We start from the raw sequence: 20,101 nt of genomic DNA, 5'->3' as shown, positions 1-20,101 counted from the left end.
TGCAGTTTCCCTTAATTATCTCAGACAAAATGTCAATGACTCTATTAAGTACGCCCAAATAATATTTGGTCAAAATTTCAAAGAACTATGTTTTAATGCCAGAACTTAACAACCCTGCTCTCAGCAGGAGAGGGGTTGGGGGTGAGGTTTTTTATAGAATAATTTTGAATATGAAAACTTTTGGAATAACCTCATTAATTTTAAAAAAAGCTCAAGGCTGATAGCTCAAAGCTCATAGCTATCAGCCATCATTTAGCTAATCTCTTTAGAAGAAAGATACAAAGTCATAATACCTGCAAAAACGGTTGGAATGGCGTAAATCAAAAAGTTGGCACTCATCGAAAGCCCCATGCCGATTAGGATTCCGCCTAAAGCTGGGCCAATAATTCCGCCCAAACGACCAATCCCGATTGACCAACCTACGCCCGTAGTTCTGAATTCTGTGGGATACATTCTTGCCGCAACCGCATACAAGCCCACAAAACCGCCTTGAATCCCAAAACCCAATAAGCCCAAAATGAATAAAATGACATCTGAACCAATAAAGAATTGAAAAACTGCCATCAATACTGCGGTAAGTATCAGGAATGTACCAATGGTTTTTTTCAAACCGAATTTACTTGAAAAATATCCTTGTGTAACGATGCCGATGAATGCTCCAACGTTGAAAACCGTTCCTGAGTAAATCGCTAATTCAATCGAAAGTCCTGCGTTAGTGGCTAATTTGGGAATCCAACTTGTCAAGAAATACAAAGTTGCAAAAGCCAAAAACAAGGCTACCCATAATTGAATGGTTGGAATTTTATAAGTAGGCGTCATCAACGAACGCAAAGATTTACTGTGTTGTTCGCTGGGTTTGTTGGGTAATTCTGTCAGAGATTCAATACTCATTTTCTTTAAAATCTGATTGATTTTATCTAAAGCGAAGGCTGGCTGTGCTTTTAAATAAAAAGATAATGATTCAGATAAAAAGAAGTAAATCAGTGGAATAGCTACCAAAGTAGCATAGCCTGCTACTTGAAACATGCTTTGCCAACCATGCAAAGGGATGATTTTAGCCGCTACTAAACCTGACAAAACCGCTCCAACAGGATAACCCGAAATGACTAAACTTACCCAAAAATCTTTGGTTTTGTTAGGCGTGTATTCGGCTGTAAGCGAGGCTGTACTTGCCAACATACTTCCGATGCCTAAACCGCTAATGAATCTGCAAAGCAATAAGTAGGAAATGGAAGTGGCAAAAGAAGTAAGAAAAATGGTACTTCCCATCAGCACGGCACTTAGTAAAATCATGGATTTTCTCCCGATTTTATCTGCATAAGGAGCTAAAAGAATTGCCCCGAAAGTCATGCCGACTAAACCAGAACTAAATACAATGCCCAAAGCTTCTGGACTTGTTCCCCAAGCTTTGGCAATGGCGGGAGCGGTGTATGAAATCACCATTACATCCATGCCATCGAGCATATTCATCACAAAACAGATGAGTATAGTGGCATATTGAAGCCCCGTCATGGAGTTTCGATTAATTATGTTTTCAAGCGTCATTTTTCATAGTTAGTTAGGGTGATAAGTTGTGAGCTTTGAGCTGTGAGCTGTGAGCTTTCGGATGTCGGCTTTTGGATTTCAGATGTGAGCCTTGAGCTTTCAGGCTTATTTAGTCTTGTTTCTTGCTTCTTGTATCTTTACTCTCAAAGTCTTCAAGTCCCAAAGTCTCAAAATCAAAAATTCTTGTTTCTTGCCTCTTGTATCTTTCCTCTTCAAGTCCCAAAGTCTCAAAATCAAAAATTCTTGTTTCTTGCCTCTTGTATCTTTCCTCTTCAAGTCCTAAAGTCTTCAAGTCCCAAAATCATAAACTCAAAAATTCTTGCTTCTTGCCTCTTGTATCTTTCCTCTTAAAGTCCTAAAGTTTTCCAGTCCTAAAATCTCAAACTCAAAAATTCTTGCTTCTTGTCTCTTGCCTCTTGTGTCTCAGCGTAAGCCCAACATTTTAATCGCATTCTCTTTCAAAATCAAAGGCTTTACTTCTTCTTTAAAACCAGCTTCGTCGAAATCTTTCATCCATCTTTCGGGCGTAATCAATGGAAAATCTGTTCCAAAAAGCATTCTATCTTTCAGCATCGTATTGGCATATTGAATCAGTTGCTTTGGAAAATACTTCGGCGACCAGCCACTTAAATCAATATACACATTAGGTTTGTGCATGGCTACCGAAAGAGCTTCGTCTTGCCAAGGCCAACTTGGATGTGCAATAATGATAGGACAGTCTGGAAAATCAATCGCCACATCATCTAAATGGATTGGATTTGAGTACTCTAAACGAAGCCCACCACCACCACGCACGCCACTACCAAAACCGGAATGACCTGAGTGAAAAAGCATAGGCAATTGATACTCCGCAATAACCTCGTACAAGTGATACGCCATTTTATCTTGCGGATAAAAACCTTGGACTGTCGGATGAAATTTAAAGCCTTTTACGCCATAATTTTCTATTAAATCACGGGCTTCTCTTGCACCCATTCGCCCTTTGTGCGGGTCGATACTGGCAAAGGCAATCATCACATCGTCGTTTTTTAATGCTCCTTCGGCTACTTCGATGTTTGGAATACGTTTTTTACCCACCTCAAACTCAGAATCTATCGTAAACATGACAAAAGCCATGTTTCGCTCTCGATAATAATCGGCAGTTTCTTGAATTGTCGGACGTTTATTTGATTTGAAGTACTTCGCAAAAGCTTCGTCAAACTCCGAACGATAATCGTCGTGTGGCTGACAGCAAGATACTTCTGCGTGTGTGTGTACATCTATGGCGATGACTTTTTCTACATTAATCATGATTCTCCCCAAACTTTAATGGCTGTATTTACGACCAATTCCATTTTACGCCATTGGTCGTCGTGCGTTAAATCGTTTCCGTGATGTGTTGATGAAAATCCGCATTGTGGACTCACACACATTTGTTCTAAAGGCATATATTTAGCAGCTTCGTCGATGCGTTTTGCTAAATCATCAATGTTTTCTAATTGCTTCAATTTAGAAGAAATAATACCTAAAACTACCATTTTGTTTTTAGGAACAAAACGAAGTGGAGCAAAATCGCCCGAACGCTCATCGTCGTATTCTAAGAAGTATGAATCTACGTTGATGGTGTTGAATAAAATTTCGGCAACAGGTTCGTAGCCTCCTTCTGCAAACCAAGTACTGCGGTAATTGCCACGGCATAGGTGAATGCCAACCGTTAAATCTGCTGGACGATTGTCAATTACCGAATTAATCAAGGCTGCATAAGTTCTTGGCAATTCGTTCGGGTCTTCGCCACGTTCAATGGCTGCGGCTCTCATTTTTGGGTCGCAGAGGTAAGCCAAATTGGTATCGTCTAACTGTAAATAACGAAGTCCAGCTTTGTATAAATGGTCGATTTCTTCCCGATAAGCGGCTGATAAATCATGAAAAAATTCATCCATATCAGGGTATGAATTAATATCAATTGATTTTCTTCCACCTCTAAAATGCACCATCGTTGGCGAAGGAATTGATACTTTTGGCGTTTGACTAACAACAGAATTTAAGAAATTAAAATCTGCTACTTGAATATCCTTTACGTGTTTTAGTTTGCCTGTAACACTTAGTTTGGGTGGCGTAAAACCATCTTCGGCAGCTTTGGCGTTTGGGTTGGCTTCGATACCGCCCGTTACTGTAACGCCTGCTAATTCTTTCAAGAAATCAAGGTGAAAATAATCACGACGAAACTCGCCATCGGTGATAGATTTCATCCCTGTTGATTCTAATTTTTTCACTGTTTCGGCAATGGCTACATTTTCGATTTCACGAAGTTCCTCGGCTGAAATCAAGCCATTTTTCCATTTTAAACGGTTTTCTTTTACAGCTGGCGTTCTCAATAAACTACCAACATGGTCGGCTCTGAAGGGTGGTTGCATAGTTGAAATTGTGTTTGAAAGATTGTTTTTAGCTTTCAGCCATGAGCCGTCAGCATTGATTTTTTGAAAAAATGTTAATTTACTTTAAGTCGTGATTAGTAAAAAGAGATTGGAAATTAGTATTTCAATTTTCTTATTATCAGTTATTTACGAAAAATTAATTAGCCGAAATCTGATAGCTCAAAGCTCATAGCTCACAGCTAATCGCTACTCCACAAACCCCGCTTTCGCTTTATTCCCTGTTTTTACCCAAGTACGCAATTCGTCGAAAGCTTTTCCAGTTTGTTGAGGAGTAAAATTACAATGTCCTTGTCCATTGGTGTATTTTACGGTAAAGTACTGGTCTTTATGTTGTTGATGAACCATGTTTTCAAAATTCACAACGCCATAAGTGGCAGGAATCAGTTGGTCGTAAACGGTGTGCATCAAAACCGTTGGAACATTAATATTTCCTGAGCGGTCGTATTTAGAAAAAATCACATCAGGATTTGCCGTTGCTGGCAAGCGTTCTGCTTTCTGATTGACCAATAAATTATCTGGAAAACCACTGTATAAAGTATTGGTATTGTCGAAAGGATTCCCTTGTGCTTTTTGGGCAACATCTCTCAAAACATTTTCATTGAAAAATAAGGAAAAAGGTAAATCGTCTAATTTCAAGTCAAAGCGTTTGGCAAAAGCCACCGCCAAAGCCGAGTCTTTTGCCAAAATTGCTTTTTTTATGGCCCTTACTTTTGCCATCATTCTGCTGGGAGATTGAGCTTGATAGGGTTTTGAAAGGTCGAAAATTTCTGAAAGAGAACTCACTACATTCGGAAACAAGCCATTGAAAGTAGCGTACATGTCATATTCTTTTCTACACTGCAAGTACGGACGACTCGACAGCGGACAAAGTGGTAATGCTCCATTGTAATTTTTACCAAGATTTTCAATGGTAGCTAAAGTAATGCCTCCGCCCATCGAATGACCGACCATAAAAGTGGAATCTGGCTGACCATATTTTGAAATAAAGTATTGACGAAGAGCTTCTGTATCATCAACCCCTTGCGGTAAGGCAAAGCCTTGATACTGATAGTCGGAAGCAGCTACGGCAAAACCTCTTTCTAAAAATGGTTGCATGCGAGTTAAAAACTCTGGGTTCTGACTCTGCAGAGGTCTTGACCCCATAAATTCGTAGCCATGAGCATACATAACCAATTTCCCTTTCCAATTCTGAGGAAAAAGGATTCGATACTTCGCCTGATTCACTACACCAGAATCTATTTTGGCGATATTTTGTGCCATTGCCAAATGAGCAATGAAGAGAAGGAAGAGTATTTTTTTCATGTTATTTTAAGCTGTGAGCAATGAGCTTTGAGCCTTGAGATTTTTAGTTAAGAGTTGTGAACGATTAGCTTTAAGGTTATTATTTGTGAGCAATTAGCATTGAGCAATGAACTTTTAGCCTTGAGATTTTTAGTTAAGAGTTGTGAACGATTAGCTTTAAGATTATTAGTTGTGAGCAATTAGCATTGAGCAATGAACTTTTTATTAGCGATAAGTATTTATTTTATCTCAAAGCTCACGGCTCATTGCTCACAGCTAAAAACCTATTTCGCCGCCATCCGAATAGCACCATCCAGTCTGATGACTTCACCGTTTAGCATTTGATTTTCAATAATATGTTTTGCCAAAGATGCAAATTCTTCGGGTCTTCCTAATCTGGAAGGGAAAGGTACTTGTTGTCCCAAAGAAATACGAATGTCTTCGGGCAAACCTGCCAACAATGGCGTTTCAAAAGTACCCGGAGCGATTGTCATTACTCTGATACCAAAGCGAGCTAACTCACGGGCAATCGGTAAAGTCATGGCAACAATGCCACCTTTTGAAGCAGAATAGCCAGCCTGACCAATTTGTCCATCAAAAGCCGCTACCGAAGCCGTTGAAATAATGATACCTCTTTCGCCACTTTCTTCGGTCGGATTATTTTGTAAAACAGCCGAAACCAATCGAATGACATTGAAAGTACCAATAAGATTTATCGTAATCGTTCTGGTAAAATTGGCTAAAGAATGTGGCCCATTTTTACCAATGACTCTTTCGCCCGGCCCAATGCCCGCACAAGAAATAGCACCATGCAAAGCACCAAAAGTACTGATAGCGGTGTCGATAACATTTTGTACACTCGCTTCGTCAGCCACATCTGCTTGAACGAAACGAGCATTTTTTCCTAAAGTATTTTCAGCCTCTTCACCAGCTTTGGCATTGATGTCGAGCAAAACAGCATTTCCGCCATTGTCAATCACCATTTTTGCCGTAGCCAAGCCCAAGCCAGAAGCTCCGCCCGTAACGATGAAAGTTTTATTTTGTATGTTCATGTTTTTAGAAAACTATTTTATTGAACAAATTTTATCATAATAAAACCTCACCCCCAACCCCCTCTCCTGCAAAGAGGGGGCTTTTTTAGTTCTCAAAGCTCCCCTCTCAGCAGGAGAGGGGTCGGGGGTGAGGTCTTTATTCAAACAAACGCTCCACAATTTCAGCCCGATACTTCAAAACCGCTCTTTGGTTTAGTGAACCTTTGTCGGTAATTTCGCCTACTTCTATCGACGGTGCTTCAATGGCTACCACAGCTTTTTCGATTCGAGTAGAACTTCCTGTGGCTGTTTTGTTGAGTTTGATTAATAATTCATCAACAAATTCTTTTATTTTTTCATGTTGAAAAGCTTCTTCGTTGCTTAACTCTTCGCCAATCAAACTTCTACAAGCGTCTGCATTCAGAAATAAAATGATACCGATATACTCTTTGTCCAAACCTGCAATCACCACATCTTGCACCACAGGCGAGCCAGTTGAAACAATTTTTGCTTTCAAAACGCCCACATTTACCCAAGTACCCGTTGAAAGTTTAAAATCTTCGGCAATTCTACCATCGAAAATCAAACCTTTTTCAGGGCAATTTTCATCTACAAATTTTACAGCGTCGCCCGTTTTATAAAATCCTTCTTCGTCAAATGCTTTTTGAGTCGCTTCCAGATTTCTCCAATAGCCTTTTGTCACGTTGGGTGCTTTGTAGCGAATTTCCATTTTATCGCCGTCTGCGACCAATTTCACTGCCAAACCTGCAACGGGAACGCCCAGCAAGCCCGAATAACTACCGCCCCAATTGGCAAATAGGGCAGAAGGCCCCGATTCTGTACAACCCAAACCCGTAATAATGGGTATTTTTTCACCAAGCGTTTCAATAGATAATTCTTCCATTTTGTTCCAAACAGGTTGAGCCAAACTTGCTCCTGCATAAAAACAAATATTTAATTTTTGAAAGAAGGTACTTCTTAAATCTGTCTCTTTTTCAAAATAAGGAATCAACATTTCAAAACCTTTTGGAACGTTGAAGTAAGCCGTTGGCGAAATTTCTCGTAGATTTTGTACCGTAATTTCTATACCTTTTGGCGTTGGTTTACCGTCGTCGATATAAAGCGTACCGCCGTTATAAAGAATTAAACCAAAGTTGTGATTACTCCCAAAAGTATGATTCCACGGTAGCCAGTCAATAAAAACAGGGGCTTCTTCTTGAAAAAAAGGAAATGCTTGTGTGATTTGCTGCAAATTCGCACAAAGCATTTGTTGCGTGTTGATTACGCCTTTGGGCAAACCTGTTGAACCAGAAGTAAACAATATTTTGGCAACTGAATCTTTATGTACATGCTCAAAAGCCAAATCTACTTCATCACTTGCAGGTGTGTTGATTAATTCCGAAAAATCAATTTCAATACTCGCCTCTACCGAAACGAGCTGAGTATTGGGAAATAAGTTTTTTGATAAGGCTAAAGCTTTTTCAAAAGTTTTTCCATTTTGTGCAAAAACCAGTCGGGGATTCATCAGTTCTAAGCAATGTTGTAATTTGCCTAAATCGTTTGAAACCAAAGAGTATGCAGGAGAAATTGGCGTGTAAGGAATGCCAATGTGCATGGCAGCCAAAGCCAATAAAGCGTGTTCAATACTGTTTTCAGATAAAATCACAATGGTTTCATCTGCTGAAAAATTAAGGTTCAACAAGTATTGAGCAATAGATTTTACTTGGTTCAGCGTAGCCGAATATGTTAGTTTTACCCACTCATTTTGTGCGTTTCTTCTTGCGATAAAAACTTCATCAGGTTTGTTTTCAGCCCAATGCACTAATTTTTGAGTAATTTTTTCTGGAAATTCCTCTAATGCTTGTTCCAAATTCAGCAGAATAGAACCATCTTCCCGAATCGTCTTTTTTGTCGCTGTTGGCCCAAAATGGATGTTTTTAAACATTGTAATTAGATATGGATTTTTATATATGAAGTAGGAGGTATGATGTATTATGTGGGATGAATGAAGTAGGAGGTATGATGTGGGATGTATGATATGACATTTATATATTTACTTCATATTTCATACATCCTACATCATACATCCCAAATCATTTCTAATCTTCCCCTACCTTTTTCGCTCTTCCTTCCAGAAAATCGCCCAAACGTTTTTTGGCTTCTGGCGATGAAGCGGCAATCGTCGAAATCAAAGATTCCATCATTAAACCCTCCGACGCACCAGAATCTACAATTCTTGGCAACACGTGCATCAAAGCATAATTGGTCATTTCGGCATTCAATGAAATCTTTTTCGCCAATTCAATTCCCTTCTCTAAACCTTTGTTTTCAGAAACTAAATATTGTGAAAAACCCATTAAAATTCCTTCTTCGGCAGAAATTACTCTTCCCGTAAACATCATATCAGCCATGCGGGCCACACCAATCAGTTTGGGTAATCTCACAGACGCACCACCTCCGACAAAAATTCCTCGCTGTCCTTCGGGTAAAGCGTAAAAAGTACTTTGTTCCGCCACTCTGATATGACAAGCCGAAGCGATTTCCAGTCCTCCACCTACGCAAGCACCATGAATTACCGCTACCACTGGCACAGTGCCAAATTGGATTTTTTCTAAAGCACGATGCCACATTCTTGAATGCTGTAAACCTTCTACGATGTCTCTTTCACGCAATTCCGAAAGGTCTAATCCAGCACTAAAATGTTGTCCTTCGCCATAAAGTACTGCACATTTCACGCCTTTGGGAATGGTAGAAAAAACAGTTTCTAAACCCAAAATGAGTTCGTCATTAATGGCATTTCGCTTTTTCGGGCGATTGATTTTTACTAAAAGTATTTCATCTTGCTGCTCAACAATCAGCGATTCAGGGATATTCATGTTTATATTTAGTGAGTTGTGAATTAGTGATTTTTTAATTGTGAATTAGTGATTGAGTGAGTTAGTGATTTTTATTTTTTTTAAAATCATTCACTCATTCACAATTCACTCAATCACAATTAGAGTACTTTCCAAACCTGTATGCTTACGCTGTCAGGGTTTCGGATGCCTTTACAGATAAAAATGGCGTTGTTCATCCATTCGTATTTTCCAGCAGGAGCATCGAATTTTGGTACTGCTCTGAAATAATAATCGTTTGGAGAAACACTTTCGCCTTTGGCAATTTTTGCAGCAATTTCAGGGGTGGCTACTCGTAAGCCTGTGTTTTTGATATAAATCGTTACGCCATCCTCCGTCTGGATTTGGTAATGTGCTTCTAATTCGGCAACGCCATCTTTTCTTACAATTTGCCAGTCGGCGCCGCCGTCTAAAATTTTACCTTTTATCATCGGTCCTTCAAATGTTCCACCAGCAATCGGGATAATTCTGCGTAAACCATGAGGTGTTTCACCAACTACAATGGCTGGTTTCAGCAATACTTTTAGTTCGCAAACAAAAGCCAAACCCAGTGCTTCGGGCTGATTGCCCTGAGCAAAAGTATTAAGATTCAAAAAAGTTATTAGAAGTAGCGAAAAGACGACTTTGTACATCTTGTTAAAATAGGTATTCATAGTTTTTTAGGGAATTATCAATCAAAAATCTAAAATATACTTCGTTTAGTCCAATATTTATTTTTAATATTGTCATAAGAAAAACTTATTGGAAATGGAATTACGACAATTAAAGTACTTTGTAGCAGTAGCAGAAGAGTTACATTTTGGACGAGCAGCCGAAAAATTGCACGTTTCGCAACCCGCTTTGAGCCAACAAATACAATTATTAGAAGACGAAATTGGCGTAGAATTATTCATAAAAGTACAGCGAACGCAGTTTAGAAGAGTAGCTCTGACAGAAGCAGGCAACGCTTTTCTGAACGAAGCAAAACATATTTTGGAAATTAGCAACAAGGCAATAGAAACCGCACGAAGAGTAGGCAAACAGCAAAAAGAAATTACGTTGGGTATTTACAGAATGATGATTCGTACTCGTGTGGTAGAAATTATGAAAGTATTTGCCAGCAATTTCCCAGAAATAGAAGTAAAATTGGTAGAACTTCCCACCTTTTTGGCGGTGCAAGATGCTTTGAATAATGAAAGTATAGATTTGGGTATTACACTTTTGCCTTTGAAGCACAACAATTTAATAGAAACGCCTTTTAAAACGGGTTATTTAAAAGTAATGCTTTCAGAAAATCACCCATTGGCACAAGCGGAAAACCTTCGTTTGGCACAATTAAAAAATGAAAAATGGATTGAAATCAATAAATCTTTACACACGGTTTTTGAAGACATTGAGCAAATGTGCCGAAAAGCAGGTTTTAGTCGAGAGTCGTTTATTGTACAAGAAGTATCGTCGATTGAGTTATTGGGCGGTTTGGTAAGTTTGGGCGTAGGTATCGCTTTTGTGCCTTCATTTTATGATGCTTCCAGAGTACAAGGCGTAGTTTGTAAAGCCTTGGTCAATGCTGACGGCTCGCCATTTTTAGAAGTAGCTATTGCCCAAGCGATGTGTTATAAAGCAAGTAAAGCTACGCCAACAGTTCAGGCTTTATCTGCTTTGGTGAAAGATTTGGGGTAGATTAAATATGAGTTTTGAATTATTAATTATGAATTGTTTTTGTCTAAAATAAATTTTCATAATAAAAAAAGAATAATTTATAGTGGTAAAGTACAATACTGTTGTCATAGAATCGAAATCCTAAGAAATCATCTTTTGTTTTAATTCTTCAACACGTAAATTTTACTATTATGAAAAAAAATGTCGTTTTACTATTATGCCTTATTTTTACTGCTTGTCGTGAAAAAACTGTTGACCCTATTACACCTTCGCCAACACCTACTGTTCAGGTAACGAAAGAACAAGCAAAACTCAATTCGCTGATTACGCCACTCAAAAAATCCGCCTTGGATTTATCGGACGACGAACTCAAAGTTTTAGACCAATTGAAGTCAGCCTCCATTATTGGCTTGGGGGAAGCTACGCACGGAACGAAAGAGTTTTTTGAAATGAAACATCGCCTTTTCAAGTATTTTGTAGAACATTTTAACCATAAATACTTCGCTTTTGAGATGGATTATGCTGAATCGCTGATTTTTGATGAGTATGTTCAAACGGGTAAAGGAGATATTGTACAATTGATGAAAGACAAAATGTACTTCTGGACTTGGAATACCGTGGAGGTAAAAAACCTGTTAGAATGGATGAAAAACTACAATCAAGGCAAAGCAGAAGCTGAGCGAGTACATATTTTTGGGATTGATTGTCAGATTTTTAAATACAATGTTCTAGAAATAGTAAAGAGAATGAAGGTAATTGACCCATCTATTGGAAACAATGTAGAGTTGCTATTGAAACCTTTATTGGACATTACAGGTGAGTACAAAGGTGGATATGAAAATAATGTTGCGGAAGCAGCTAATTTGGTAAGTAAAAACAAGGATTTAATTATCTCGAAAAGCTCATTAAAAGAGTATCAAATATTGGAGCATTTGGCAAATGTGATTGTTCAAACAGAAGATTATTTAAAGATGTATTATACCAATTCAGCTTATATAAGTGGAAATGTGCGAGATAAATATATGTCTGATAATGTAGATTGGCTGAAAAATCAAACACCTCATCCGATGAGTGTTTGGGCTCATAATTTACACGTTGCCAATGAAGGCAATAATATGGGTAAAAATATTAATCAGACTTACCAAGAAAAGTATCGTACTATTGGTTTTTCTTTTGCGGAGGGTTCTGTTACAGCGGTAAATCTAACTCAAAAGAAATTGGCGTATAATAATTTTGATACTGATGTGAAGGAAAAATACATCAATCAACTTTTTTCACAAGCCAGTTCACCCAATTATATTGTAAAAATGGAAGATATGTTTGCTGACGAATCTCTAAGAACTTATTTTATGAGCAAACCTTTTTTTCAGATTGGAGCGGCTTTTTATAGTCCCTTTGAAACCAATAATTTCACTACTTTAAAAGCCTATAATTTTACTTACCTAATTCATATCAATACTTCTACTCATAGCGATAGTTATTTACTTACACCTTAATAAAATTTCACCCGAAAGGTATTATTTATGATACCTTTCGGGTGAAATTTTTGATGAATTATTCCGTCGTATGTGGAGTATCGTAATTCACCATCCACTGTATTCCAAATTTATCGACAAACATTCCAAAGTAAGCTCCCCAAAAAGTATCAGTCAAAGGCATTGTGATTACTCCATCGGCTGAAAGTCCATTAAATAACGCTGTGGCTTCTTCTTTAGAATCGGCATTGATGGATATGGAGAAATTTGTACCAAAACTTACCAAGCCATGTGCTTCCGAAGTATCACTTCCCATTAAAACAGCTCCTTTACCAATGGGCAAAGTAACGTGCATGATTTTTTCTCCTTCTTCTTCCGAAATTGGTGTTTCAGAAGGTGCTTCTTTTATTCTTCCGAGGTACGAAAATTCTTCGCCAAATACAGACTTGTAAAAATTGAATGCTTGTTCGCAGTTGCCATTGAAGACAAGGTAAGGGTTGATTACTGCCATTTTTTCAAAAGTTAAACGTTAAAGGAAATTTTATTGCGGTTGAAAATATATACAAATGTAGGTTAATGGATTGATTTTCAATAGTCAGAATGAGTCAAAATTAGCTATATTTCCGACACATTTTCTTTTGTTCAACATTGAACGAATTCAATACTTATTCGATTAATTTATCAAGAATAATGTTCAAAATATGGCATTAAGAAGATTTATATAGCTTAATTTGTAAAAATATTCAAGAGAATTTATTATGACCGTTCAGAAAGAAAGAATTTTTTCGCCTTATCAGGTTTTTATGATTGCCATTTTGGCATTTATTCAATTTACCGTTATCCTCGACTTTATGGTGCTGTCGCCACTGGGTGCGATTTTGATGCCGACTTTAAAAATTACTACTTCTCAATTTGGTTTTGTAGTTTCTGCCTATGCTTTTAGTGCTGGTGCGTCGGGCTTATTGGCAGCAGGCTTTGCTGATAAATTTGATAGAAAAAAGTTTTTACTCTTTTTCTATGTAGGTTTTATCATTGGCACAGCCCTTTGTGCGATGTCCACCAATTATCAATTTTTATTATTTGCTCGAATCTTCACAGGTATTTTCGGAGGTGTAATTGGCTCGGTAGGCTTTGCCATTATTTCTGATATTTTTAAATTAGAAGTACGTGGACGAGTAATGGGCTTTGTGCAAATGGCTTTTGCTGCCAGCCAAGTGTTGGGTTTACCAATTGGGCTTTATCTGGCAAATACTTTTGACTGGCACGCACCGTTCTGGATGATTGTGGGCGTAAGTATTATCGTCGGCATTATTATTTTCTTGAAAATGCAGCCTGTAACAGAGCATTTGAAAATTAAAAGTGAACGCAATGCTTTCCAACATCTTGCCAAAACGATTACCGAACCCCATTATCTGAGAGCCTTTATTGGTACAGTTTTACTTTCAACGGGTGGTTTTATGTTGATGCCTTTTGGAAGTGCTTATGGAACAAACAACCTTGGTTTGAAATTGGAGGAACTCCCAATTATGTATGGCGTAACGGGTATATTTTCAATTATTTTTGGACCAATGATTGGTAAATTGAGTGATAGACTGGGCAAGTTCAATACTTTCTTTATTGGTTCAATTATCAGTATGGTTTTAGTAGGCATTTATACACAATTGGGAATTACGCCACTTTGGGTAATTATCGTGTTGAACGTTATTCTTTTCACAGGAATTTCAGCTCGAATGATTTCGTCTTCTGCTTTGATGACCGCCATACCTTCGATGAAAGATAGAGGTGCTTTTATGAGTATCAACTCTTCTATTCAACAAATTTCGGGTGGAGTAGCTTCTTTTGTGGCTGGTTTGATAGTAGTGCAAAGACCAGACGGTATTATTGAACATTATGATATGTTAGGTTATACCGTAATTGGCTCGATGGTAGTAGCAATTGGTTTGATTTACTGGGTTGACCAATACATCAAAAAACGTGAAGCAAGTAAAAGTTTGGAAGATTTGAAAGTATAGAATTTGCGAGTTCAAGGTTTATAAGTTAAGTTCATAAACCTTGAACTCTTCCACTTTATTTCTTTCCTCTTGTAAAAATGGCAACAATAGCCGTAGTAATTACGCCCATCAATAAAGCTCCGATTAAGCCTTCTTTGATATAATTTTCAAGACTAAAGTACTGCTCGGCTTCGGTTTGTTTCATCAAACCAGCACTTACTGAATACTTAATGGCATTAGGAAAATACTCAGGCGTGATAATTTCTGTGGTAATAATTTGCGTTAATGGACTCAAAATCATAATCATTACGCTGATAATTGTGCCAGAAATAAAACCTTGCAGGTAGGTCATTGAGCCATGATAAAACTTGTTCTTTTTCTCTAACAAAGCAAAAACATAGACCGAGATGGCAGGAATGGCAATGAAATTGGTATAAGTAGCGTGTTTGTCGATATGAGTACTATGCAAGCCCGCAAGCTTTTCAAGTAACATCCAAACCAGCGACATGGCAACGAATATCAATGCCCATTTGAGTTCGTGGGATAGCTTTTTCATGAATTTATGGTTTACAGTTATAAAAATTCATCAAATAAAGATTCCTTCCCCCATCACTAAATCATGCCCTTTGTATTCAGAAGTTCCTCTAAAGTATGGCAAAACCCAAAAGCTCTGTGTACTTCTCTGGCTGGTTTGGCTTTAATTTCCTCAAAACTCATCCACTTCACTTCTTGGATAATTTGTTGCTCCAATTCGGGGTCAAATCCTTTTTTTACTTTTCCTCTCTCAAGATTTACTCTAAAAAATAATTCAATCGCATGTAGCGGAGGTTCGTTAAACTCGCTTACAAACATGAAATGTTCGATAGAAATTTCTGTAAATGTTTCTTCTAAAAACTCTCGTTTGATGGCTTCCACTGTACTTTCGCCGAACTGCAAACCACCTCCTGGCGGACACCAAAAGTCTGCATTTTCAACTACTCCTTTGTGATTTATCATCAATATTTTATCGTCTTGTACACAGATACCGCATACTCTCACTCTTAACTGTTCTCCGTATTGAGCCATCACTTGCTCATGCACTTTATCTATCATCTAAAATTACGTTTTAAAAAATCTATTCTTTTGTGTCGAACATTTTAATGTATTTGATACTTCCAGCGTTAAATATCCGCATAAAAGCTCGTTCTGTCAAATTTGTGAATTGATTTGCACTATATCTTTGTAAATTTTCAGTATCAATCCAAATTTGTTGAGGACTACTGTTTTCAATTTTCTGAAAACCCAAGGTTTCATAACTTCTTCCGTCCGACCAATCTCTGTCAGCATAAGACATCACATCGTCGGGCTGATGCTCGTTGGCAAAGGCCTTCAAAAGTTTGTCCATTCCACCAACCACATGATGATTTTTTAGCGTTGCAAAACGCAATAATTCATACGAACGAGTACCTGCTCGCTCGCCGTATTTCATCGCTCGTCCTGCACTAAAAGTAGCCACAGCAATCAGTAAAGGCTTATTTTTCTCTTGAATTAATGCCGAATCTATAAATTTTTCAAGGTACTGAGCTTTCAAAAATAAGCCATATTTGAATTTAGATTTAACCGAAGACTGTAAATGATTTTCATTTAAAAATGCTTCTGCCGTCGGATTATCAATTCTTTCTACAAAGCAATGTCGGGCGTTTAGCCGTTTTGAATGTCCGCACAAAGCCAAAATTCTGGCATTTACTAAAGCTACATTGTTGGCATAAACATCTTCCCAAAGATGGATAATTCTTTGTTGTTGAGTCTGAATTTTTTCAGAAAAATCTTTGAAGAAATCGGGAGGAATAGTCGTGTTTTTGAAATTTTCAAGCGAAATAAAATGTAAAAAAAGTTGTTGTTGTGGTAAATAAATGACCTCAAAGGGAGAATCAAAAGTCTTTATTTCAAAACTAATTTGATGATTTTCTAATAAAGTATAAATGTTGGATTGCCACACAAGCTTGTGAATTATGAGTTTTGAGTGATGAATTATGAGGGGTTTGTTTAACTATTGACCTACTCTAATGTCCACTATAAGGTCAGGTATTTTATAGATACGACTCGATTTATTTTGAAGTAAGATATACTTTATCAATCATTTCTTGGTACTCAGATTGTTCGTCAGAAAAAACTGTGATTCCTCCACCACTTTTAAAGATAAGCGAATTATTTTCCGTTTTTTCGATAAAACGAATCATGACTGAACTGTCTAAATTTTCACCATCAAAAATGCCAAAAACGCCTGTATAATACCCTCGCTCGTAGTTTTCAGCTTCTTCAATAATTGCCAACGTTTGTGGTTTCGGTGCTCCGCAAATTGAACCTGCGGGCAATAATTTAAACAGTAATGAACCGATATTTTGATGAAAATTTTCGGGCAATTTTCCGCAAATTTCAGAACTTACTTGTAATAAATCACCTTCTGAAGTTTGTACTTTACTAATATATCTAAAACGTTCAACCCAAACTTTTTCTGCCACCATGCTGATGTCATTTCTAATTAAATCAACGATTGTGGCGTGTTCGGCAAGTTCTTTTTTATTGTTCAAAATCTTCATTTCGGCATTTGGAACGTTTGCCGAAATTGTACCTTTCATAGGATGCGAAGAAATGATTCCATTATTGATTTTAACAAAAATTTCAGGTGAAAAAAGCACAAATTGATTGTTGAAGTACAATTGATACTGAGCTGAACTACGTTCAAAAATCTCTTTTAAACTCAAATTTACCTTGATAGGAGTAGGCTTGGTAAGGTTTACCAAAAAACTATTTCCACGCATTAAATGACGTTTTACGATGCCGAACGACTGTTGGTATTCCTGAAAGCTAATCGGATATTTTTCTAAATAAAGAGGTTTTTCGAGTAATTCTTTTTCGGTATTGAAATTACTTTTATTCCCAATTTTGTATAAAATATCTTCTTTTTCAACATCCTCAAGAGGCAAAACTATCGGCTTTTTCATCTCATAATCAATGATGAAAAGGAAAGGTTTGCGGTCACAACCCAACAAATTCATTTGTTCGATTGCGATTTTAGCTTGATTAGAAAGTATTTGGGTTTTGAAAGACAAGTTTATGAAGTACCTAAAATTGATTTTTGAAGTGAATGAAAAAGACCTAAAAAGTTTTTAAAAACCTTTTAGGTCTTGAAAACGAAGATTAACGTAAGCGATTAATTTCCTCTTCAGAAAGACCTGTAGCTTGAGAAATCATTTTCACTGACAATCCTAATGAAAGCATATTTCGAGCAACTTTTTGTATTCCCTCGGCTTCACCTTCTTCTCTTGCCGTATCCAAGGAGTTTTTCAAATCTCTGTAATACTTCAAGCTGTCTTCATAAGAAAGGATTTGTTCGGGCGTGAATTTAGCTATTTCTGCTGTCTCAAAAACCTTTTCAAAAATACGTTCTCTTAAACTTTCTGGAATGCGTTCTAATTGATTCAAGTTCCGTATCAAATAGAGCCATTTTTCAAAACGTGTCGATAATTCATCTATACTTTTCTTGAATTTTGGCATTTCTAAATAGATGAAAGTTAGCTTATCATAGAATACTTTATTGGTTTCTATGTCTTGTAGCTTCACATCATAACGAAACTTTTCAGGTTCATTTTTATCTGCATCAAACACAAAATCAAGTATGGCAATCGTATAAACTGCCTTCAATTCAAAGTTCCAATCCGCTCTCTTGGCTTGTTCTCTGATAGGAAAAGTTGAATAATAAACCGTTCGGTCTTTGAAAAAGTTTTGCTTGGATTTCTGTAATTCAACTATAAATTTTTCTCCTCGTTCATTCTCACAATACAAGTCAAAAATGGCTTTTCTGTCCGATTCTGTCAAACCTAAATGTTCTGTTTTCAGATAAGTTAAGTCCTTGATTTGACCTTGTTCTTCTTTCAGCAATTCGTTCAAAAAATCCAATAGCAAGTCCTTGTTTAGTTCTTCGCCAAACAATTTTTTAAATCCGAAATCCGTAAACGGATTGATGTATTTTTCTACAAACTCAGCCATTTTCTTAACTCATCCTCGGTTAATTCCATCGCTTGTGCTATCACTTCTAACGATAAACCTATTGAAAGCATATTTCGAGCAACTTCTAATTTACCTTTTACAATTCCTATCTGTTCTCCCTTTACAATTCCTATCTGTTCTCCCTTTACAATTCCTATCTGTTCTCCTTTGATTATTCCCTCGGCTTCACCTTCTTCTCTTGCCGTATCCAAGGAGTTTTTCAAATCTCGGTAATACTTCAAGCTGTCTTCATAAGAAAGGATTTGTTCTGGTGTGAATTTAGCTATTTCTGCTGTTTCAAAAACCTTTTCAAATATTCGCTCTTTTAAACTTTCTGGAATGCGTTCTAACTGATTCAAGTTTCGTATCAAATAGAGCCATTTTTCAAAACGTGTCGATAATTCATCTATACTTTTCTTGAATTTTGGCATTTCTAAGTAGATGAAAGTTAGCTTATCATAGAATATTTTATTGGTTTCTATGTCTTTCAGCTTTACATCGTAACGAAACTTTTCAGGTTCATTTTTATCTGCATCAAACACAAAATCAAGTATGGCTATGGTATAAACTGCCTTCAATTCAAAGTTCCAATCCGCTCGCTTGGCTTGTTCTCTGATAGGGAAAGTTGAATAATAGACCGTTCTATCCTTGAAGAAATTTTGCTTGCTTTTTTGTAGCTCTACTATAAATTTTTCGCCACGTTCATTTTCACAATACATGTCAAAAATGGCTTTTCTGTCAGATTCAGTCAAGCCTAAATGTTCTGTTTTCAGATAAGTTAAGTCCTTGATTTGACCTTGTTCTTCTTTCAGCAACTCGTTCAAAAAGTCCAATAGCAAGTCTTTGTTTAGTTCTTCGCCAAACAATTTCTTAAAGCCAAAATCCGTAAACGGATTGATGTATTTTTCTACAAATTCAGCCATTTTCTTAGCTCATCCTCGGTTAATTCCATCGCTTGTGCTATCACTTCTAACGATAAACCTATTGAAAGCATATTTCGAGCAACTTCTAATTTACCTTTTACAATTCCTATCTGTTCTCCTTTGATTATTCCCTCGGCTTCACCTTCTTCTCTTGCCGTATCCAAGGAGTTTTTCAAATCTCGGTAATACTTCAAGCTGTCTTCATAAGAAAGGATTTGTTCTGGTGTGAATTTAGCTATTTCTGCTGTCTCAAAAACCTTTTCAAAAATACGTTCTCTTAAACTTTCTGGAATGCGTTCTAACTGATTTAAGTTTCGTATCAAATAGAGCCATTTTTCAAAACGTGTCGATAATTCATCTATACTTTTCTTGAATTTTGGCATTTCTAAGTAGATGAAAGTTAGCTTATCATAGAATACTTTATTGGTTTCTATATCTTTCAGCTTCACATCATAACGAAACTTTTCAGGTTCATTTTTATCTGCATCAAACACAAAATCGAGTATGGCTATCGTATAAACAGCTTTCAATTCAAAGTTCCAATCCGCTCTCTTGGCTTGTTCTCGGATAGGAAAAGTTGAATAATAAACCGTTCGGTCTTTGAAAAAGTTTTGCTTGGATTTCTGTAATTCAACTATAAATTTTTCTCCTCGTTCATTCTCACAATACAAGTCAAAAATGGCTTTTCTGTCCGATTCTGTCAAACCTAAATGTTCGGTTTTCAGATAAGTTAAGTCCTTGATTTGACCTTGTTCTTCTTTCAGCAATTCGTTCAAAAAATCCAATAGCAAGTCCTTGTTTAGTTCTTCGCCAAACAATTTCTTAAATCCGAAATCCGTAAACGGATTGATGTATTTTTCTACAAATTCAGCCATTTTAC

The 20,101-nt window shown here is 37.0% G+C and carries 20 protein-coding genes; 3 read left to right on the top strand and 17 right to left on the bottom strand.

Annotation, left to right across the window (positions count from 1 at the left end; all coding sequences use genetic code 11):
- Positions 1-252: 252 nt before the first annotated feature.
- From VB248_RS19615 to VB248_RS19575, 9 genes are all read right to left on the bottom strand, one after another.
- On the bottom strand, positions 253-1,512 hold the full coding sequence (locus VB248_RS19615; protein ID WP_323298527.1) for an MFS transporter: 1,260 nt from the start codon (positions 1,510-1,512) through the stop codon (positions 253-255).
- 142 nt (positions 1,513-1,654) lie between these two features.
- Entirely contained in the window at positions 1,655-1,837 is a 183-nt protein-coding gene (locus VB248_RS19610; RefSeq protein WP_323298526.1) for a hypothetical protein, read from the bottom strand.
- Positions 1,838-1,968: 131 nt separating this feature from the next.
- Positions 1,969-2,835: an amidohydrolase family protein gene (locus VB248_RS19605; protein WP_323298525.1), complete on the bottom strand. Its 867-nt coding sequence runs from the start codon at positions 2,833-2,835 to the stop codon at positions 1,969-1,971.
- Complete coding sequence (locus VB248_RS19600; protein ID WP_323298524.1) at positions 2,832-3,938, bottom strand: 5-methyltetrahydropteroyltriglutamate--homocysteine S-methyltransferase; 1,107 nt, start codon at positions 3,936-3,938, stop codon at positions 2,832-2,834. The genes VB248_RS19605 and VB248_RS19600 overlap by 4 nt, the downstream gene beginning before the upstream one ends.
- 207 nt (positions 3,939-4,145) lie before the next feature.
- Positions 4,146-5,261, bottom strand: coding sequence for an alpha/beta hydrolase family protein (locus tag VB248_RS19595; protein WP_323298523.1), 1,116 nt, complete (start codon positions 5,259-5,261; stop codon positions 4,146-4,148).
- Positions 5,262-5,524: 263 nt separating this feature from the next.
- Complete coding sequence (locus tag VB248_RS19590; RefSeq protein WP_323298522.1) at positions 5,525-6,292, bottom strand: 3-hydroxyacyl-CoA dehydrogenase; 768 nt, start codon at positions 6,290-6,292, stop codon at positions 5,525-5,527.
- A gap of 136 nt (positions 6,293-6,428) precedes the next feature.
- The gene (locus VB248_RS19585; RefSeq protein ID WP_323298521.1) at positions 6,429-8,216 is read right to left on the bottom strand and encodes a feruloyl-CoA synthase; all 1,788 of its coding nucleotides are present in this window, start codon (positions 8,214-8,216) and stop codon (positions 6,429-6,431) included.
- A gap of 154 nt (positions 8,217-8,370) precedes the next feature.
- Positions 8,371-9,147, bottom strand: a complete 777-nt coding sequence (locus tag VB248_RS19580) for a crotonase/enoyl-CoA hydratase family protein (RefSeq protein ID WP_323298520.1) — start codon at positions 9,145-9,147, stop codon at positions 8,371-8,373.
- Between the two features lie 119 nt (positions 9,148-9,266).
- Positions 9,267-9,818 carry a DUF3237 domain-containing protein gene (locus VB248_RS19575; RefSeq protein ID WP_323298519.1) on the bottom strand — a complete coding sequence of 184 codons (552 nt, stop codon included), beginning with the start codon at positions 9,816-9,818 and terminating at the stop codon, positions 9,267-9,269.
- Positions 9,819-9,912: 94 nt separating this feature from the next.
- Here VB248_RS19575 and VB248_RS19570 point away from each other — a divergent pair, with 94 nt between their 5' ends.
- Together VB248_RS19570 and VB248_RS19565 are read left to right on the top strand one after the other, a co-directional pair.
- A complete protein-coding gene (locus VB248_RS19570) occupies positions 9,913-10,824 on the top strand; it encodes a LysR family transcriptional regulator (protein WP_323298518.1) in 912 nt (303 codons plus the stop codon).
- 170 nt (positions 10,825-10,994) lie between these two features.
- Positions 10,995-12,299: an erythromycin esterase family protein gene (locus VB248_RS19565; protein ID WP_323298517.1), complete on the top strand. Its 1,305-nt coding sequence runs from the start codon at positions 10,995-10,997 to the stop codon at positions 12,297-12,299.
- Positions 12,300-12,357: 58 nt separating this feature from the next.
- Here the strand turns inward: VB248_RS19565 and VB248_RS19560 are convergent, their stop codons facing one another.
- Complete coding sequence (locus VB248_RS19560) at positions 12,358-12,789, bottom strand: VOC family protein (RefSeq protein WP_323298516.1); 432 nt, start codon at positions 12,787-12,789, stop codon at positions 12,358-12,360.
- A 247-nt stretch (positions 12,790-13,036) separates the two neighbouring features.
- On the opposite strand from VB248_RS19560, the gene VB248_RS19555 reads away from it, so the two are divergent.
- Entirely contained in the window at positions 13,037-14,290 is a 1,254-nt protein-coding gene (locus VB248_RS19555) for an MFS transporter (RefSeq protein WP_323298515.1), read from the top strand.
- Between the two features lie 55 nt (positions 14,291-14,345).
- Here the strand turns inward: VB248_RS19555 and VB248_RS19550 are convergent, their stop codons facing one another.
- The 7 genes from VB248_RS19550 to VB248_RS19520 all read right to left on the bottom strand — a co-directional run bounded on the left by VB248_RS19550 (position 14,346) and on the right by VB248_RS19520 (position 20,096).
- Complete coding sequence (locus tag VB248_RS19550) at positions 14,346-14,825, bottom strand: DUF4199 domain-containing protein (protein WP_323298514.1); 480 nt, start codon at positions 14,823-14,825, stop codon at positions 14,346-14,348.
- 56 nt (positions 14,826-14,881) lie between these two features.
- Positions 14,882-15,361 carry an NUDIX domain-containing protein gene (locus tag VB248_RS19545; protein WP_323298513.1) on the bottom strand — a complete coding sequence of 160 codons (480 nt, stop codon included), beginning with the start codon at positions 15,359-15,361 and terminating at the stop codon, positions 14,882-14,884.
- 22 nt (positions 15,362-15,383) lie between these two features.
- A complete protein-coding gene (locus VB248_RS19540; RefSeq protein ID WP_323298512.1) occupies positions 15,384-16,247 on the bottom strand; it encodes a hypothetical protein in 864 nt (287 codons plus the stop codon).
- A 109-nt stretch (positions 16,248-16,356) separates the two neighbouring features.
- Complete coding sequence (locus VB248_RS19535) at positions 16,357-17,361, bottom strand: aminodeoxychorismate synthase component I (RefSeq protein ID WP_323298511.1); 1,005 nt, start codon at positions 17,359-17,361, stop codon at positions 16,357-16,359.
- A gap of 88 nt (positions 17,362-17,449) precedes the next feature.
- Positions 17,450-18,298 carry an Rpn family recombination-promoting nuclease/putative transposase gene (locus VB248_RS19530; protein WP_323298510.1) on the bottom strand — a complete coding sequence of 283 codons (849 nt, stop codon included), beginning with the start codon at positions 18,296-18,298 and terminating at the stop codon, positions 17,450-17,452.
- Positions 18,283-19,221: an Rpn family recombination-promoting nuclease/putative transposase gene (locus tag VB248_RS19525; RefSeq protein WP_323298509.1), complete on the bottom strand. Its 939-nt coding sequence runs from the start codon at positions 19,219-19,221 to the stop codon at positions 18,283-18,285. Before VB248_RS19525 ends, VB248_RS19530 begins: the two co-directional genes overlap by 16 nt.
- Positions 19,206-20,096: an Rpn family recombination-promoting nuclease/putative transposase gene (locus tag VB248_RS19520; protein ID WP_323298508.1), complete on the bottom strand. Its 891-nt coding sequence runs from the start codon at positions 20,094-20,096 to the stop codon at positions 19,206-19,208. The genes VB248_RS19525 and VB248_RS19520 overlap by 16 nt, the downstream gene beginning before the upstream one ends.
- Between the last annotated feature and the right edge of the window lie 5 nt (positions 20,097-20,101).

This window comes from Arcicella rigui, assembly GCF_034929435.1.
Lineage (GTDB): Bacteria > Bacteroidota > Bacteroidia > Cytophagales > Spirosomataceae > Arcicella > Arcicella rigui.
The sequence above is the reverse complement of the archived record's forward strand: the minus strand, read 5'-3'. Positions and strand labels throughout refer to the sequence as shown.

Coding starts and splice junctions, on each gene's coding strand:
- VB248_RS19600 (WP_323298524.1), bottom strand. CDS start 3,938: ATGCAACCACCCTTCAGAGCCGACCATGTTGGTAGTTTATTGAGAACG.
- VB248_RS19525 (WP_323298509.1), bottom strand. CDS start 19,221: ATGGCTGAATTTGTAGAAAAATACATCAATCCGTTTACGGATTTTGGC.
- VB248_RS19560 (WP_323298516.1), bottom strand. CDS start 12,789: ATGGCAGTAATCAACCCTTACCTTGTCTTCAATGGCAACTGCGAACAA.
- VB248_RS19590 (WP_323298522.1), bottom strand. CDS start 6,292: ATGAACATACAAAATAAAACTTTCATCGTTACGGGCGGAGCTTCTGGC.
- VB248_RS19570 (WP_323298518.1), top strand. CDS start 9,913: ATGGAATTACGACAATTAAAGTACTTTGTAGCAGTAGCAGAAGAGTTA.
- VB248_RS19565 (WP_323298517.1), top strand. CDS start 10,995: ATGAAAAAAAATGTCGTTTTACTATTATGCCTTATTTTTACTGCTTGT.
- VB248_RS19580 (WP_323298520.1), bottom strand. CDS start 9,147: ATGAATATCCCTGAATCGCTGATTGTTGAGCAGCAAGATGAAATACTT.
- VB248_RS19605 (WP_323298525.1), bottom strand. CDS start 2,835: ATGATTAATGTAGAAAAAGTCATCGCCATAGATGTACACACACACGCA.
- VB248_RS19555 (WP_323298515.1), top strand. CDS start 13,037: ATGACCGTTCAGAAAGAAAGAATTTTTTCGCCTTATCAGGTTTTTATG.
- VB248_RS19530 (WP_323298510.1), bottom strand. CDS start 18,298: ATGGCTGAGTTTGTAGAAAAATACATCAATCCGTTTACGGATTTCGGA.
- VB248_RS19545 (WP_323298513.1), bottom strand. CDS start 15,361: ATGATAGATAAAGTGCATGAGCAAGTGATGGCTCAATACGGAGAACAG.
- VB248_RS19550 (WP_323298514.1), bottom strand. CDS start 14,825: ATGAAAAAGCTATCCCACGAACTCAAATGGGCATTGATATTCGTTGCC.
- VB248_RS19520 (WP_323298508.1), bottom strand. CDS start 20,096: ATGGCTGAATTTGTAGAAAAATACATCAATCCGTTTACGGATTTCGGA.
- VB248_RS19575 (WP_323298519.1), bottom strand. CDS start 9,818: ATGAATACCTATTTTAACAAGATGTACAAAGTCGTCTTTTCGCTACTT.
- VB248_RS19585 (WP_323298521.1), bottom strand. CDS start 8,216: ATGTTTAAAAACATCCATTTTGGGCCAACAGCGACAAAAAAGACGATT.
- VB248_RS19615 (WP_323298527.1), bottom strand. CDS start 1,512: ATGACGGGGCTTCAATATGCCACTATACTCATCTGTTTTGTGATGAAT.
- VB248_RS19595 (WP_323298523.1), bottom strand. CDS start 5,261: ATGAAAAAAATACTCTTCCTTCTCTTCATTGCTCATTTGGCAATGGCA.